General features: G+C 73.5%; 14 protein-coding genes. 11 read left to right on the top strand and 3 right to left on the bottom strand.

Annotated elements, in window-relative coordinates:
• Positions 1–114 precede the first annotated feature (114 nt).
• On the bottom strand, positions 115–1,293 hold the full coding sequence (locus tag AB0L25_RS10405; protein WP_500170593.1) for an MFS transporter: 1,179 nt from the start codon (positions 1,291–1,293) through the stop codon (positions 115–117).
• A 95-nt stretch (positions 1,294–1,388) separates the two neighbouring features.
• Here AB0L25_RS10405 and AB0L25_RS10400 point away from each other — a divergent pair, with 95 nt between their 5' ends.
• Positions 1,389–2,273: a LysR family transcriptional regulator gene (locus AB0L25_RS10400; RefSeq protein WP_500170592.1), complete on the top strand. Its 885-nt coding sequence runs from the start codon at positions 1,389–1,391 to the stop codon at positions 2,271–2,273.
• On the opposite strand, the gene AB0L25_RS10395 is transcribed toward AB0L25_RS10400, so the two are convergent.
• On the bottom strand, positions 2,249–2,965 hold the full coding sequence (locus tag AB0L25_RS10395) for a TetR/AcrR family transcriptional regulator (RefSeq protein ID WP_500170590.1): 717 nt from the start codon (positions 2,963–2,965) through the stop codon (positions 2,249–2,251). The two genes, AB0L25_RS10400 and AB0L25_RS10395, sit on opposite strands and share 25 nt — an antisense overlap.
• Before the next feature lie 156 nt (positions 2,966–3,121).
• Here AB0L25_RS10395 and AB0L25_RS10390 point away from each other — a divergent pair, with 156 nt between their 5' ends.
• The 3 genes from AB0L25_RS10390 to AB0L25_RS10380 all read left to right on the top strand — a co-directional run bounded on the left by AB0L25_RS10390 (position 3,122) and on the right by AB0L25_RS10380 (position 6,623).
• Complete coding sequence (locus tag AB0L25_RS10390) at positions 3,122–5,323, top strand: MMPL family transporter (protein ID WP_500170588.1); 2,202 nt, start codon at positions 3,122–3,124, stop codon at positions 5,321–5,323.
• Between the two features lie 174 nt (positions 5,324–5,497).
• A complete protein-coding gene (locus AB0L25_RS10385) occupies positions 5,498–5,800 on the top strand; it encodes a hypothetical protein (RefSeq protein WP_500170586.1) in 303 nt (100 codons plus the stop codon).
• Positions 5,801–5,930: 130 nt separating this feature from the next.
• Positions 5,931–6,623: a hypothetical protein gene (locus AB0L25_RS10380; RefSeq protein WP_500170584.1), complete on the top strand. Its 693-nt coding sequence runs from the start codon at positions 5,931–5,933 to the stop codon at positions 6,621–6,623.
• A gap of 100 nt (positions 6,624–6,723) precedes the next feature.
• On the opposite strand, the gene ku is transcribed toward AB0L25_RS10380, so the two are convergent.
• Positions 6,724–7,641: a non-homologous end joining protein Ku gene (ku, locus tag AB0L25_RS10375; protein ID WP_500170582.1), complete on the bottom strand. Its 918-nt coding sequence runs from the start codon at positions 7,639–7,641 to the stop codon at positions 6,724–6,726.
• A 111-nt stretch (positions 7,642–7,752) separates the two neighbouring features.
• Between ku and ligD (AB0L25_RS10370) the strand changes: the two genes are divergently transcribed.
• From ligD (AB0L25_RS10370) to AB0L25_RS10340, 7 genes are all read left to right on the top strand, one after another.
• A complete protein-coding gene (gene ligD, locus AB0L25_RS10370) occupies positions 7,753–8,745 on the top strand; it encodes a non-homologous end-joining DNA ligase (RefSeq protein ID WP_500170581.1) in 993 nt (330 codons plus the stop codon).
• Positions 8,735–9,640, top strand: coding sequence for a non-homologous end-joining DNA ligase (gene ligD, locus AB0L25_RS10365; RefSeq protein ID WP_500170579.1), 906 nt, complete (start codon positions 8,735–8,737; stop codon positions 9,638–9,640). Before ligD (AB0L25_RS10370) ends, ligD (AB0L25_RS10365) begins: the two co-directional genes overlap by 11 nt.
• 96 nt (positions 9,641–9,736) lie before the next feature.
• Entirely contained in the window at positions 9,737–11,074 is a 1,338-nt protein-coding gene (locus AB0L25_RS10360; RefSeq protein WP_500170577.1) for a dihydrolipoyl dehydrogenase family protein, read from the top strand.
• Positions 11,071–11,262 carry an Rv3202a family protein gene (locus AB0L25_RS10355; RefSeq protein WP_500170575.1) on the top strand — a complete coding sequence of 64 codons (192 nt, stop codon included), beginning with the start codon at positions 11,071–11,073 and terminating at the stop codon, positions 11,260–11,262. The genes AB0L25_RS10360 and AB0L25_RS10355 overlap by 4 nt, the downstream gene beginning before the upstream one ends.
• Before the next feature lie 299 nt (positions 11,263–11,561).
• A complete protein-coding gene (locus AB0L25_RS10350; protein ID WP_500170573.1) occupies positions 11,562–12,182 on the top strand; it encodes a TetR/AcrR family transcriptional regulator in 621 nt (206 codons plus the stop codon).
• 105 nt (positions 12,183–12,287) lie between these two features.
• Positions 12,288–12,512, top strand: a complete 225-nt coding sequence (locus tag AB0L25_RS10345; RefSeq protein ID WP_500170571.1) for a DUF3107 domain-containing protein — start codon at positions 12,288–12,290, stop codon at positions 12,510–12,512.
• Between the two features lie 589 nt (positions 12,513–13,101).
• A complete protein-coding gene (locus AB0L25_RS10340; protein ID WP_500170569.1) occupies positions 13,102–14,505 on the top strand; it encodes a DEAD/DEAH box helicase in 1,404 nt (467 codons plus the stop codon).
• The last annotated feature ends 42 nt before the right edge of the window (positions 14,506–14,547 follow it).

Here is a 14,547-nt window from a genome sequence, read left to right as displayed (position 1 = left end):
AGCAGCAGGACGCCCCCGCCGAGGCGCCCGGCGCGCAGCAGAACGCGCGCGGCCCGCAGGCGCTCGGCGCCGCCCTCGCTCGGGGGCGGCGCGCGTCCGGCCTCGGGGGGCGGCTCAGCGGGCCCGGACGGTCAGGGTGACGGTGAGGGCGGCGGCGGCCAGGGCGGCGGCGAGGAACATGAGCGGCCGGGTCCCGGCGCCGTCCGTGACGAGGCCGCCCGCGAAGGCGCCGAGGGCGATGGCGCCGTTGAACACGCCGACGAACAGGGCGGTGACGCGCTCGGCGTCGTCCGGCGCGGCCTTGAGCAGCCACGTCTGCACGCCCACCGACACGCCGCCGTAGGCGAGGCCCCACACGGCCATGAGGACGGCCGCGCCCGCGTGCGTCGTGCCGAGGACGGGCACGAGCGCGACGGCCCCGGCCAGCCCGGCGGCGAGGACCGCGAGGGTCGCGCGCGGGGCGCGGGGCGCGCGCAGGCCCGCGGCGAAGTTGCCCGCGACGCCCGCGACCCCGTACAGGAGCAGCAGCGTCCCGACCGCGCCCGCCCCGAGCCCCGCGGTGTCCTCCAGGACCGGACGGACGAACGTGTACGCGGCGAAGTGCCCGGTGACCAGCAGGATCGTGACGGCGAGCCCGGTCGCGACCGCCGGGCGCCGACCGACGCCGCGCGCGGTGCGGCCGGCGGACGCCGGTCCGGGCGGCAGCCGGGGCAGCAGCGCGGCCATCGCGACCGCGACCGCCACCGCGAGGCCGGCGACGGCGACGAACGCGGCGCGCCACTCGGCGGCCGCCTGGACGAACGCGCCCGCCGGCACCCCGAGGACGGACGCCGCCGCGACCCCGCCGAAGATCGTCGACGTCGCGGCGGCCACGGCGGGCGCCGGGACGAGCCGGGGCGCGAGGCCCGCGGCGAGCGCCCACACGCCGCCCATGCCGAGCCCGACGAGGACGCGGGCCGCGAGCAGCACGCCGAAGTTCGGCGCCCAGGCGGCGAGCAGGTTCGCCGCCGCGAGCAGCAGCATGAGGACGATCAGGACGGTGCGGCGGTCGGCGCGCCCGGCGGCGCGCGGGGCGAACGGGGCGGACACCGCGGCGACGAGGCCGGTGACGGTGAGGGTCCACCCGGCGGTGCCCGCGCCGACGTCCAGGGACGCGCCGATCGGCGTGAGCAGGCCGACGGGCGTCATCTCGGCGGTGACGACCGTGAACGTGCCGGCCGCGACCGCGAGGACGGCCGCGCGGCCCCCGGCGCGCGCGTCCGTCCGGGCCGGCTTCTCGGAGACTTCGTGCATGCCGTTCATCCCACGGCCGGGGCGGGCGCCGAACAACGGCGGATCCCTCATGCTTCAATGAGCCGGGCTCATCGACGCAGGCCGGAAGGGGTGCCGTGGCGGGGCTGGAGATCCGGGAGCTGGAGTGCTTCCTCGTGCTGGCCGAGGAGCTGCACTTCGGCCGCACGGGCGAGCGCCTTTACGTGTCGCAGAGCCGCGTCAGCCAGCTGCTGCGGTCGCTGGAGACCCGGATCGGCGCGCGGCTGGTCGAGCGGACGAGCCGCCGGGTGCGGCTGACGGCGTTCGGCGCGGAGTTCGCCGCGTCGCTAAGGCCCGCCTACGACGCCCTCGCCGCGACGGTCGAGGAGGCGCGGGCGACCGCGCGCGGGCGCACCCGGGTCGGCTTCCAGGGCGCGGTGTACGAGCAGGTCACGCGGGCGATCGCGGAGCTGCGCCGGGACCGGCCGGAGCACCGGGTGGACATCGCCGAGATCCCGCTCGGCGACCCGTTCGGGGCGCTGCGGCGCGGCGAGGTGGACGCGGCGGTGGTGCTGCTGCCCGTGCGGGAGCCCGATCTCACGGTCGGCGCGGTGTTCTCGCGGCGGCCGCTGACGCTCGCCGTCCCGGCCGGGCATCCGTTCGCGCGCCGGACGCGGCTGGCGGCCGAGGACCTCGCCCGCACCGCGCTGATCCCGGTCGAGGGCCCCGCGCCCGGCTACTGGCGGCGGTTCCACTGCCCGGTGGCGACGCCGGACGGCCGCGCGATCGCGCACGAGGACGGCGTGCGCACCCTGCAGGAGGGGCTCACGCTGGTCGGGGCGGGACGGGGCGCGATGCTGCTGTGCGACGCGACGGCGCACCACAACCGGCGGGGCGACGTCGCGTTCGTCCCAGTCGGGGACCTGCCGGAGTCGGCGCTCGGGCTGGTGTGGGCCGGGGACGGGACGGCGGTGCTGCGGGCGCTCGCCGCGGCGGTTCAGGAGCCGGACGGCGGCACGTAGGGCAGGTGCAGGATCTCGCCGAGTTCGGCGAGCATGAGCTCGAACATGGGCTCGGGGTCGTCGAGGGCGAACTCGAGGTGGCCGAAGACCTCCAGGCTGACGCCGCCCTGCAGGCGGATCCAGCACTTGAGGAACTGCAGGACGACGCCCAGCGGGAGCGAGACGCCGATGTCGGTGCGGTAGCGGGCGAGCTGGTCGCGCAGGTGGGCGGGGATGTCCTCGTCGGCGGGGACGGGGAACGGCCGCTTCTGCCACAGGTCGAGGAACAGCGACATGAACGTCCAGCCGAACCGGCGGGCGCACTCCTGGGCGAAGTCGGTCTCGCCCCGGTGCCCGGCGCCGCGGACGGGGACGCCGAACAGCAGCCCGTACTCGCGGGGGTGCGCGAGGGCCCAGCGGCGGAACTGCCGCGCGACGGCGTGGAACTTGGCGCTCATGTCGTCCGGCGGGACGGCCTTCGCGGCGCCCATCAGTTCTGCGGTGAGCTCGGTGAAGATCTCGCCGATGAGGTGGCGGAGCAGCTCGCCGTGGCTGCCGAAGTAGCGGTAGAGCGCGGGCGCCGTCATCCCCATCTCGCGGGCGATGGCGCGGAGCGTCACCGCGTCCGGCCCCTGCTCGATGAGGATGCGGCGGGCGGTCTCGGAGATCTCCCGGACCGTCGCCGCCCGCACCCGGTCTCGCCGTGTCGCCACCTGCGTCGCCCTCCTTCCGTTCAGCCGGCCGCCCCCGGTCGTTCCCGCATGATCTCTCACATACACCGTTGACGAAAGTGAACGGGGTATGCGAAGTTTACGGCGTTAGCAGTTAACGGCATTCACGATCGTGACCGAGTGTAATGGGGGTTGACGGTGTTCGACAGATGGGGACGATGGGTGGACCGGCACCGCCGGTGGGTGCTCGCCGTCGCGGGCGCCGCGCTGGTGTTCGCGGGCGTGTGGGGAACCGGCGTGTTCGGCGCGCTGACCCCGTCCGGCGGCTTCGACACGCCGGGCAGCGAGAGCGACCGGGCGGCGGCGATCACCGAACGCGACCTCGGGCGCGACGCCGCCGACGTCGTCGTCCTGTACCGGGGCGGCACGACGGTCGACGACCCCGCGTACCGGACGGCCGTCGAGGCGGCCCTCGCGGACCTGCCGGCTGGCGAGATCACCTCGACCGCCACGTACTGGACGACCCGGGCGCCGCAGTTCGTCAGCGAGGACCGCACCGGCACCTACGCCGTCCTGCGGCTGGCCGGGGCGGACGACGCGGAGCGCGAGGAGAGCTACGACGCGATCAAGGACGACCTGACGCGGGTCGGCGGCGGGCTCACCGCGCAGGTCGGCGGGGCCGTCGCCACGAACGTCGCGATCAACGAGCGGGTGTCGGAGGACATCGCGCGCGCCGAGATGATGGCGATGCCGGTGCTGCTCGTGCTCCTCGTGCTCATCTTCGGCGGGCTGGTCGCGGCGAGCCTGCCGCTGCTGGTCGGGGGCCTGGCGATCCTCGGCTCGTTCACCGCCCTGCACGTCCTGACGTACGTGACGGACGTGTCCATCTTCGCGGTGAACATCACGACGTTCCTGGGGCTCGGCCTCGCCATCGACTACGGGCTGTTCATGGTCAGCCGGTACCGCGAGGAGATCGCCCGCCGGGACCGCGCGGACGCGCTGGCCGCCACCATGGCCACGGCCGGGCGGACGGTCGCCGTCTCCGGCGTCACGGTCGCGGTGTCGCTGTCCGGGCTGCTGCTGTTCGACCAGAACTTCCTGCGCTCGATGGGCTACGGCGGCATCGCCACCGTGTTCGTCTGCATGATCGGCGCGCTGACCGTGCTGCCCGCGCTGCTCGCCGTCCTCGGCCCGCGCGTGAACGCGCTGTCGTTCCGCCGCCGCAAGCCGTCCGGGACCACCGGACGGGAGGACGGCGAGGGCTGGTGGGGACGGCTCGCGCGCAGCGTCATGCGCCGCCCGGTGATCTACGCCGTCGCCACGGTCGCGCTGCTGCTCGCGCTCGGCGCCCCGTTCCTGCGCATCAACTGGGGCGGCGTGGACGCCAAGGTGCTGCCGGCGGACGCGGAGGCCCGGGTCGTCGCCGAGGCCCTCGAGACCGACTACCCGCGCAACGCGACGAGCCCCATCGAGGCCGTGGTGACCGGGACGTCCGACCGGGCCGCGATCCAGGCGTACGGGGACCGCCTGGCCGCCCTCGACGGCGTCACCGGCGCCGCGGTCACCGGCTCGAACGGCGACGGCGGCGGCGGCACCACCCGCATCGCGCTCACCTACACCGCCGACCCGAACTCCGACGAGGCCCGCGACCTGGTCGAACGCGCCCGGGACGTCCCGCCGCCGCCCGGCGCGGACGCGCACGTCGGGGGCGCCACCGCGACCGTCGTCGACCAGCTCGCGAGCCTGGGCGCGACGCTGCCGTGGGTCGGGCTGCTCGTCGCCGCGGCGACGTTCGCGCTGCTGTTCCTGGCGTTCGGGTCGGTCGTGCTGCCGCTCAAGGCGATCGCGATGAACGCGCTGTCGCTCGCCGCGACGTTCGGCGTCGTCGTGCTGATCTTCCAGGACGGCAACCTGTCCGGCCTCCTGGACTTCACCGCGACCGGGGCGATCGCGCCCGCGATGCCGATCCTCATGCTCGCGATGCTGTTCGGCATCTCGATGGACTACGAGGTGTTCCTGCTGTCGCGCGTCCGGGAGCAGTACGACCTCACCGGCTCCAGCACGGCGGCGGTCGCGACCGGCGTGCAGCGCACCGGCGCCATCATCACCAGCGCGGCGCTGCTGTTCATCGTGGTCATCGGCGCGTTCGCCACGTCCGGCATCACGTTCATCAAGATGACGGGCGTCGGGATGGTCGTCGCGATCATCGTGGACGCCACGGTCGTGCGGGCCCTGCTCGTCCCGGCGACGATGCGGCTGCTCGGCCGCGCGAACTGGTGGGCGCCCGGCCCGCTCGCCCGGCTCTACGGCCGGTACGGGATCAAGGAGGGCGACGCGCCGCCCGCCGGGTCGCCCGCCGGCCCGGAGCCCGAGCCGGCGCCGCCGGTGCCGGTCCGCTGACCGTCCGGACAAGGGAAACGCACCACCAAGTGAGCGAAAGCGCTTGTGCTCGCCCATGAGCGGGGAGAGACTGAACGCGATTCGCCCGGCTGCCCGCGCGTGACGCGCGCCGCGACGGAGCCCGCCCGGCGTGCACTCTCACCGCTCATGGGACGTTCCCTTGGAGGCACCACCATGCCCGTGCAGGCGATCACCGAGGCCGAAGAAGCCCTCGGACACCTGGAGCACCTCACCGACGTGCTGCGCTCGCGCGGCTGGACGGTCGAGGTCTCGGCGCACGCGGACCGCTGGCCGAGCGCTCTGGTCGCCAACCCCGACATGCCCGCGATGAACGAGTCGGTCATCGCCGTCCAGGAAGGCGCCGACCGCACCTGGACGTACTACTACGGCTGGGGCGAGCGGATCGCGCCCTGCACGGACGCGCCCGCCGCCGCGGCCGCGCTCGTCCGGGTGCTGGCCGTGGGGCGGGACTCCTAGCCCCGCCCCACCGCCGTGTGGGGGTCTCTTGACCAGGTCAGGGCATGTGAGTCGTGCAACGTTCACTCTCCGTGAGGATGATCGTGAGCCACCGGTCATCGCGGACCGGTACCTACGGAGAGGAACACCCATGCGACTGCCCGCCCGGGCCGCCGTCACGCTGGCCGCGGCCGGCGCCGCCCTGCTGCCGTTCGCCGCGCCCGCCATGGCCTGCCCCGACGACCACCACGACGGCAAGGGCCATCACGGTCACCACGGGGACGGCCACGGCAAGGGCCACGGCTGGGGCCACCACGACGGTGACCACGACGGCAAGGGCCACCACGGCGACGGCCACCACGGGGACGGCCAGCACGGGGACGGCCACCACGGCGACCACGGCGACCACCACGCCCGCAAGCACGTGGTCGGCGGCCCGACGTACGTGTACGACCCCTACTTCAAGAAGGTCGACACGCAGGTCGTGACCGAGCTCGACAAGCGCGGCACGACCGTCCGGCTCAAGGTCGCCGACGTGCCGAAGAAGTACTGGGGCAAGACGATGGGCACGCACGTCCACGAGAACAAGTGCGGCCCGAAGCCCAACTCGTCCGGCGACCACTACCAGAACCCGGACGCCCGCAAGCACACCCCGCTCCGCAAGAAGGAGATCTGGCTCGACTTCAAGGTCGAGAAGGGCGGCAAGGGGTACGCGAAGGCCTGGGTGCCGTGGCGCGTCGACAAGAAGGACGCCGGGTCGGTGGTCATCCACCAGCACCGCACCGACCCGAAGACCGGTGACGCCGGCAAGCGCCTGATCTGCACGGACGCGGTGTTCTTCTAACCGCCGCGAGTGCGAACGTGCCCGTCGCCGCGACCCGGCGGCGGGCACCGCCACGAGCGGACCGCTCCATGCGCCGGGGGCGCGCGGGCCCCGCCGTCCGTCAGGCGGACTTGCGGCCGCGGCTCTTGGCGGGCTCCTTCTTCGCCGCCTCCTTCTTCGTCCCCCCGGACGCCGGCTTCTTGCGGGCCGGGGCCTTCTTCGCCGGCGCCTTCCGCCCGGCCTTCTCCCCGCCCCCGGCCCCGCCGCGGCTCTTCTTCGCGGCCTCGACGCTGGCGCGCAGCGCGCTGAGCAGGTCGGCGGCGGGCTCCTCCTCGGCCTCCTCGGCGGGCCGCGCCACCTCCCGCCCCTCGACCTTCGCGTCGATCACGGCCTGCAGCGCCTCCCGGTAGGCGTCCTTGTACTCGGACGGGTCGAAATCGCCCTCCATCGACTCGATCAGCGACGTCGCCATCGACAGCTCCTGCTTGCGGACCTCGATGTCCTCCTCCAGGAACGGGAAGTCGGGGGTGCGGACCTCGTCCGGCCACAGCATCGTCTCCAGGACGAACACGCCGCCGCGCACCCGCAGCGTCGCCAGCGACTCCCGCTGCCGCAGCGCGATCTTCACGATCGCGACCTGCCCCGAGTTCTCCAGCGCGTCCCGCAGCAGCACGTACGGCTTGGCGCCCTGCGCGTCCGGCTCCAGGTAGTACGACTTCGCGAAGTAGATCGGGTCGACCTCCTCCTGCTCGACGAACTGGAGGACGTCGATGCGGCGGCTCGTCGACAGCGGCAAGTCGGCGAAGTCCTCGTCGGTGAGGATCACCATCTCGCCGCTCGGCAGCTCGTAGCCCTTGGCGATGTCGGCGTACGGGACCTCCTCGCCGTCCACCGAGCAGACCCGCTTGTACTTGATGCGGCCGCCGTCCTCGCGGTGCACCTGGTGGAAGCTGACGTCCCTCTGTTCGGTCGCCGAGTAGACCTTCACGGGTATCGTCACCAGCCCGAACGAGATCGCGCCCTTCCAGATACTGCGCATGACGGATCCTTACCCAGCGGCACCCGCACCTAGCGTTCCCCGCGGGCGCATTTGCGACACAACGCGCTCTTGATCCTTTTCCTTTGCGCGGGCGCCGGGTAAGACGCGGATATGACCATGCCTTGGCCCGTCGAGCCCATGACGGCCGCCACCGGGGACCTCCCCGGCGACGGCGCGCGCTGGGGCCTCGAGCTGAAGTGGGACGGCGTCCGCGCCGTGGCGCAGGTGTCGGCCGGCGGCCTGCGCGCGGCCGGGCGGCGCGGCGGCGACGTCGCGTCCCGCTACCCGGAGCTGTCCGCCCTGGTGGACCTGCTGCCGGGGCACGACGCCGTGCTGGACGGCGAGGTCGTCGCGTTCGACCGGGGCAGGCCGAGCTTCGAGCGGCTGCAGCGGCGGATGCACGTGGCGCACCCCGACCCCCGGCTCGTCCGGGACGTCCCGGTCCGGTACGTGGTGTTCGACCTGCTCTACCTGGACGGGTACGTCCTGTTCGACACCCCGTACGCGGACCGGCGGGCCCTCCTCACCGGGCTCGACCTCGGCGGCGGCGGACCCGTCGAGGTGCCCCCGTACCTGGACGGCGGCGACGCCGAGCAGGTCGCGGAACTGCTCGCGTTCACGCGCGAACAGCACCTCGAGGGCCTCCTCGCGAAGCGCCTCGACTCCCCGTACCGTCCGGGCCGCCGGGTCGACTTCTGGCGGAAGGTGAAGAACTTCCTCACCCGCGAAGTGATCGTGTGCGGCTGGAAGCCCGGCAAGGGGCGGCGCGAGGGCGGGGTGGGGTCCCTCCTGCTCGGCGAGTACGACGGCAAGGGCCGGCTGGGGTTCGTCGGCCACGTCGGCACCGGCTTCTCGGACCGCTTCCTGGACGAGCTGTACGAGATCCTCTGGCCCCTGCGGCGCCCGACCAGCCCCTACGACGACCCCGTCCCGCGCGAGTTCGCCCGCGACGCGCAGTGGGTTGAGCCGAACCTCGTCGGGGAGGTCGCCTACAGCGCCCGCACCCGGGACGGACGCCTCCGCTTTCCGTCCTGGCGCGGGCTCCGCGACGACAAGGACCCACGGGAAGTGACGAGCGAGCAAGGGGTCGTGAGTGAGCAGTAAACGGGTGGAAGTCGACGGAAGAAAACTCGGCCTTTCCAACCTGGACAAGAACCTCTACCCCGAATTCACCAAGGGCGAGGTCATCGACTACTACGCGCGCGTCGCACCGGTCATGCTGCCGCACCTCGAAAACCGTCCCGCGACCCGCATCCGCTGGCCCGACGGCGTGGACGGCGGCAAGTTCTTCGAGAAGAACGCGCCCTCCCACACCCCCGACTGGGTGCGCACCGCGACCGTCCCGAGCCCAGGCAGCACCAGGGGACGCGACACGCTCGACTACGTCGTCGTCGACGATCTGGCCACGCTCGTCTGGTGCGCCAACCTCGCGGCCCTCGAACTGCACGTCCCGCAGTGGAAAGTGGGGCCGCGCGGCAAAGTGCACACCCCCGACCTCGTCGTGTTCGACCTCGACCCGGGGCCGCCCGCCACGATCGTCGAAGCGTGCGAGGTCGCCGCCATGCTCCGCGACCTGCTCGCCGACGACGGCCTCGACTCTTACCCCAAGACCAGCGGCAAGAAGGGCCTGCACCTGTACGTCCCGATCAAGGAGCCGCCGCAGGCCGAACGGACGTCCGAGTACGCGAAGGCGGCCGCCCAGCGGCTCGCCGGCGAGCACCCCGACCTCGTCGTCGCCAAGATGGACAAGCGCCTGCGCAAAGGCAAGGTGTTCGTCGACTGGAGCCAGAACAACCCCGCCAAGACGACCGTCGCGCCCTACTCCCTCCGCGCCGCGGACCGCCCCACCGTCTCGACGCCCCTCACCTGGGACGAACTGGGCGGCTGCAAGGACGCCGCCGACCTCGTCTTCACGCCCGACGACGCCCTCGCCCGCATCGACGAGCGCGGCGACCTCCTCGCCCCCCTTCTCGCGGAGGACCGTCCCGCGCTCCCCTGACACGCGACTTCCCTATGTGTTGGAATCGCCACGCTCCGGCACCTCCGTCCGCCACTATGAGGCGGGGGACACCACACGGGGAAGGACCGGGGCAAGTTGAACCACCACTACGACGCCGTGGTGCTGGGCGGGGGCACCGCGGGGGAACGGATCGCCGCGGGCCTCGCCCGCGCCGGGCGCGACGTCGCGCTCGTCGAGGACCGCCTGGTCGGCGGCATCTCACCGTACTTCGCGTGCCTCCCCTCCAAGTCGCTGCTGCAGTCGGCGCGGCGCGGCGAGCCGTGGGAACTCGCGGTCGCCCGGCGCGACGCGCTCACCGGCGGCCGCACCGACGACCGCGCCGCCGCCCGGATGGCCGAGGCGGGCGTGACCGTCCTGCGCGGCCGCGGCCGCGTCGCCGCCCCCGGCCGCGTCGAGGTCGACGGCACCCCGCACGGCTACGCCGAACTGGTCGTCTGCACCGGCAGCGAGCCGGTCATCCCGCCGGTGGACGGGCTCGCCGACGTCCCGCTGTGGACCAGCGACGACGCCCTCTCCGTCCCCGACCTGCCGCGCCGCCTCGTCGTCCTCGGCGGCGGCCCGGTCGGCTGCGAGCTCGCGCAGGTGTACGCGTCGTTCGGCTCGCAGGTCGCGGTGGTCGAGGCGTCCGGGCGGCTGCTGACCGCCGAGGCCCCGTTCGCGGGCGACGTCCTCGCCGACGCGCTGCGCCGGACGGGCGTCGACCTGCGGCTCGGCGCGGACGTCGCGCGCATCGAGCGCAAGGAGTCCGGCCTGCGGCTCTGGCTGTCCGACGGCGGCACCCTCGACGCCGACCGCGTCCTGGTCGCCGCGGGCCGGCGCCCCCGCACCGCCGGCCTCGGTCTGGAAACGCTCGGACTCTCCCCCGCCCAGGGCGTCCCCGTGGACCCCACCTGCCGCGTGCAGGGGGCCGAGGGGGGTGTGTGGGCCGCCGGCGACGTCACCGGCATCGCCCGCACGACCCACGCGGCCCGCTACCAGGCGGACATCGTCCTCACCAACCTCCTCGGGGGCCACCGCGAAGCCGACTACCGCGCCATCCCCCGCGTCGTCTACACCACCCCCACGGTGTACGCGGTGGGGATCACACCCGGACAGGCCGCCGAAGTCGGCATAGACCTCGCCACCGCCGGGTACGACCTCGCCGCGACGGCCCGAGCGGCGGTCGAGGCCGACGTCCCGGGCCGGGTGGAGCTGTACGCCGACCGTTCCCGCGGCCTGCTGATCGGCGCCGCCGCGGCCGGACTCCACGCCGAGGAGTGGATGAGCGAGATCGCGCTGGCCATCCGCGCCGAGACGCCGCTGAGCCTGCTCGCCGACGTCGTGCACGCGTTCCCGACGTACGGCGAATCCGTCGAGGCGCCCCTGCGCGAACTGGCCGGACGCCTCGCCACACCAGAGGAGGAAGCGCGATGAGCGAGACCGACGACCTGGCGCAGACGCCCGACGACGCCCCCGAGGCCGACGCCGCCGAACAGCGCGCCGTCCTCGACGAGACCGACGACCGCCCCGACGCCGCCCCGCGCGTCCCGATGGACGCCAACGAGGCCGACGCCGCCGAACAGAGCCGCGAAGTCCCCTTCGACGAAGACGACTACCGCTGACCCCACCCACGAGAGGCGAAGGCGGGGTCCCACGGACGGCCGGAGCGAGATCCGCCGCCGGACGGACCGGGCCCACGGGAGGCGAAAGGAGGGGTTTCCACGGGCGGCCGGAGCGAGCTCTGCGAGCGGAGGCCGACCGGAACGTCCGGGCCTCGAAACGCAAATACACTGGCCTGCGCGCAGGAACGACGTCGGCTTTGTTAGTGACCCGCGAGGTTACCGGCGCGTAGGATGATGGGATTGTCTCCCCGCGACGGACACCCATACCCGTCGCACTGAATCGGTGATCGGAGAGTGTGGTGACCGCGACCCCGGACGCCCGCCCCCGTGGCACACGACTGCCGCGACTGGCGCGCCGTAGGCAACTCCTCGGCGCGGCCCAGGAGGTGTTCGTCGCGCAGGGGTACCACGCGGCGGCGATGGACGAGATCGCCGAGCGCGCAGGCGTCAGCAAGCCCGTCCTGTACCAGCACTTCCCGGGCAAGCTCGAGCTGTACCTGGCGCTGCTCGACGAGCACGCCGAGGCCCTCGTGAAGACCGTCCGCGACGCGCTGGAGTCCACGACGGACAACAAGCTGCGGGTGCAGGCCAGCATGCAGGCGTTCTACGACTTCGTGGCCGGCGACGGCGAGGCGTACCGGCTCGTGTTCGAGTCCGACCTGCGCAACGTCGCGCCCGTCCGGGCCCGGGTCGACCGCGCCAACCAGCAGTGCGCCGAGATGATCGCCCAGGTCATCGCCGAGGACACCGACGCCCCGCGCGACGAGGCGCACCTGCTCGGCATGGGCCTGGTCGGGATGGCCGAGGTCAGCGCCCGCTACTGGCTGTCGCAGCACCGCGCGATCCCGAAGGACACCGCCGAGAAGATCATCGCGCGGCTCGCCTGGCGCGGCATCTCCGGCTTCCCCCGGACGACCTGACCGCGGTTTCACCCGCCGGGGCCGCACGGCGGACGATCTCCGTGCGACCATCGGAGACGGGGCCGCCGGGCGTCGGCGGGCCGGAGCAGACGACGGGAGCATCACGTGCAGGTTCGCATCGGCGTGCAGTCCGTGCCCAAGGAACTCGTGGTCGAGACCGCGCAGTCCGCCGACGAGGTCCAGAAGTCGCTCGCCGACGCGCTCGCCCAGGACAACGGCGTCCTCGTGCTGCAGGACCGCCGGTCCGGCCGCGTCGTCGTCCCGGCCCGCAGCGTCGGCTACCTGGAGATCGTCGAGGACGAGCAGCGCAGCGTCGGCTTCGGCTCCTGACGGCTCGCGGACCTCGGGGAACGCGCCGCTTTCCCGACCTCCGCGTGCCCACCCCTTGAGACGTCCGGGCCCTCCGGCGACCCGCGGAGTGTCCGGAAGTGGCCGCCCCGCCGGAGGTTTGAGTTCGCCACGACGCAGGCCCGCCGCGCCCTCCGCGGCGGACCCGGGGAATACCTCCGGCATCCCCGGCGTTGGGTGAGGTGATCGGCTATTGGTGTATGCAACTAACGGTCGGTACACTGCGTCGCGGAGTGTGACCGCACGCAGCCACAGCGAGTGACTGCTTTCGACCCCTGACTGCGGTCGCCGAGTAATTTGATTGACGGCTGGTCCCTCCCGCGCGAGCGCGCGGCCACAGGAAGCGACCGGCGGGCACGCCCGGACGGTGCGGCCCGCCCGAGGCCCGTCCTGTCTTCCGATGACAGGGCCCGCGACCGTCCCGCCCGTCGGCAGCCGGCCGACCCGGGCGCCGTGCCGCGCCGCACCGGGGAGCGAGGACCCCGCATATTGGAGGCTGAAAGCCCTGACTACCTTTCGTGAACTCGGGGTCGTACCCGAGATAGCAGATGCCCTCGAGACCGAGGGCATCGTGGAAGCGTTCCCGATCCAAGAGCTCGCCCTGCCGATCGCGCTGGGCGGGCACGACATCATCGGCCAGGCCCGCACGGGCACCGGCAAGACGCTCGCGTTCGGCATCGCCGTCCTGCAGCGCATCCGGCACGGCGGCCGCAAGCCGCAGGCGCTGATCGTCGCCCCGACCCGCGAGCTGGCCCTGCAGGTCACCGACGACCTGCTGGTCGCCGGTGGCAAGCTCGGCACCCGCGTGCTGTCGGTGTACGGCGGCCGCGCGTACGAGCCGCAGATCTCGGCCCTGCGCGAGGGCGTGGACGTCGTCGTCGGCACTCCCGGCCGGCTCCTCGACCTCGTCAAGCAGAAGCACCTCGACCTCTCCGAGGTCGGCGTCCTCGTCCTGGACGAGGCCGACCGCATGCTCGACCTCGGGTTCCTGCCCGACATCGAGCGGATCATCAAGAAGGTCCCGGACGAGCGGCAGACGATGCTCTTCTCGGCCACCATGCCGGGCGAGATCGTCGCGCTGTCGCGCAGCTACCTGACCCGGCCGACGAACGTGCGCGCCGAGGCGCACACCGAGTCGGAGGCCACGCCGCAGGTCGTCCAGCACGTCTTCCAGGCCCACCAGATGGACAAGCCGGAGATGCTGGCGCGGCTGCTGCAGGCCGAGGGCCGCGGGCTGACCATGGTGTTCTGCCAGACGAAGCGCGCGTGCGACCGCGTCGCGTCCGACCTCGCCCAGCGCGGGTTCGACGCCGCCGCCGTCCACGGCGACCTCGGGCAGAGCCAGCGCGAGCGCGCGCTCCGCGCGTTCCGCAACGGCAAGATCGGCGTGCTGGTCGCCACCGACGTGGCGGCCCGCGGCCTCGACGTCGACGACGTGACCCACGTCGTCAACTACGAGTGCCCCGACAGCGCCGACACCTACGTGCACCGCATCGGCCGCACCGGCCGCGCGGGCAAGGAGGGCGTCGCCGTCACGCTCGTCGACTGGTCCGACCTCACCCGGTGGAAGCTGATCAACGGTCAGCTCGACCTGCCGTTCGCGGCGCCGGAGGAGACCTACTCGACGTCGCCGCACTTCTTCGAGGTGCTCGGCATCCCCGCCGGGACCAAGGGCCGCCTGCCCAAGGAGAAGCGCAACGACCGGGCCGGACTGGACGCCGAGGAGCTCGAGGACATCGGCGAGACCGGCAAGGCCCGCAGCACCCTGCACGAGCGGGAGCGGGAGCGTCCGCGGCCGGCGCGCCGCAAGCGCAACCGGACCCGCACCCGCGGCGGCAAGCCGGTCGAGCAGGCGGCGCCGAAGGACGACAACGTCGTCGACGCCGTCGCCACCGAGCGGAAGCGGAGCCGCACCCGGCGCCGCACCCGCGCCGGCAAGCCGGCCGGCGAGCCGACGGAGACGCAGACCGCCTGACCGGGGCCGCCCGGCCCCGGAAGGCCCGGCGACCGCGAGGCA

Origin of the sequence: Spirillospora sp. NPDC052242 (assembly GCF_040679555.1) — a bacterium.
Lineage (GTDB): Bacteria > Actinomycetota > Actinomycetes > Streptosporangiales > Streptosporangiaceae > Spirillospora.
The sequence above is the reverse complement of the archived record's forward strand: the minus strand, read 5'-3'. Positions and strand labels throughout refer to the sequence as shown.

Excerpts from the sequence above, each read along its gene's own strand:
- AB0L25_RS10405 (WP_500170593.1), bottom strand. The coding sequence starts at position 1,293 with ATGCACGAAGTCTCCGAGAAGCCGGCCCGGACGGACGCGCGCGCCGGG.
- AB0L25_RS10385 (WP_500170586.1), top strand. The coding sequence starts at position 5,498 with ATGCCCGTGCAGGCGATCACCGAGGCCGAAGAAGCCCTCGGACACCTG.
- AB0L25_RS10380 (WP_500170584.1), top strand. The coding sequence starts at position 5,931 with ATGCGACTGCCCGCCCGGGCCGCCGTCACGCTGGCCGCGGCCGGCGCC.
- ku (WP_500170582.1), bottom strand. The coding sequence starts at position 7,641 with ATGCGCAGTATCTGGAAGGGCGCGATCTCGTTCGGGCTGGTGACGATA.
- ligD (WP_500170581.1), top strand. The coding sequence starts at position 7,753 with ATGACCATGCCTTGGCCCGTCGAGCCCATGACGGCCGCCACCGGGGAC.
- AB0L25_RS10355 (WP_500170575.1), top strand. The coding sequence starts at position 11,071 with ATGAGCGAGACCGACGACCTGGCGCAGACGCCCGACGACGCCCCCGAG.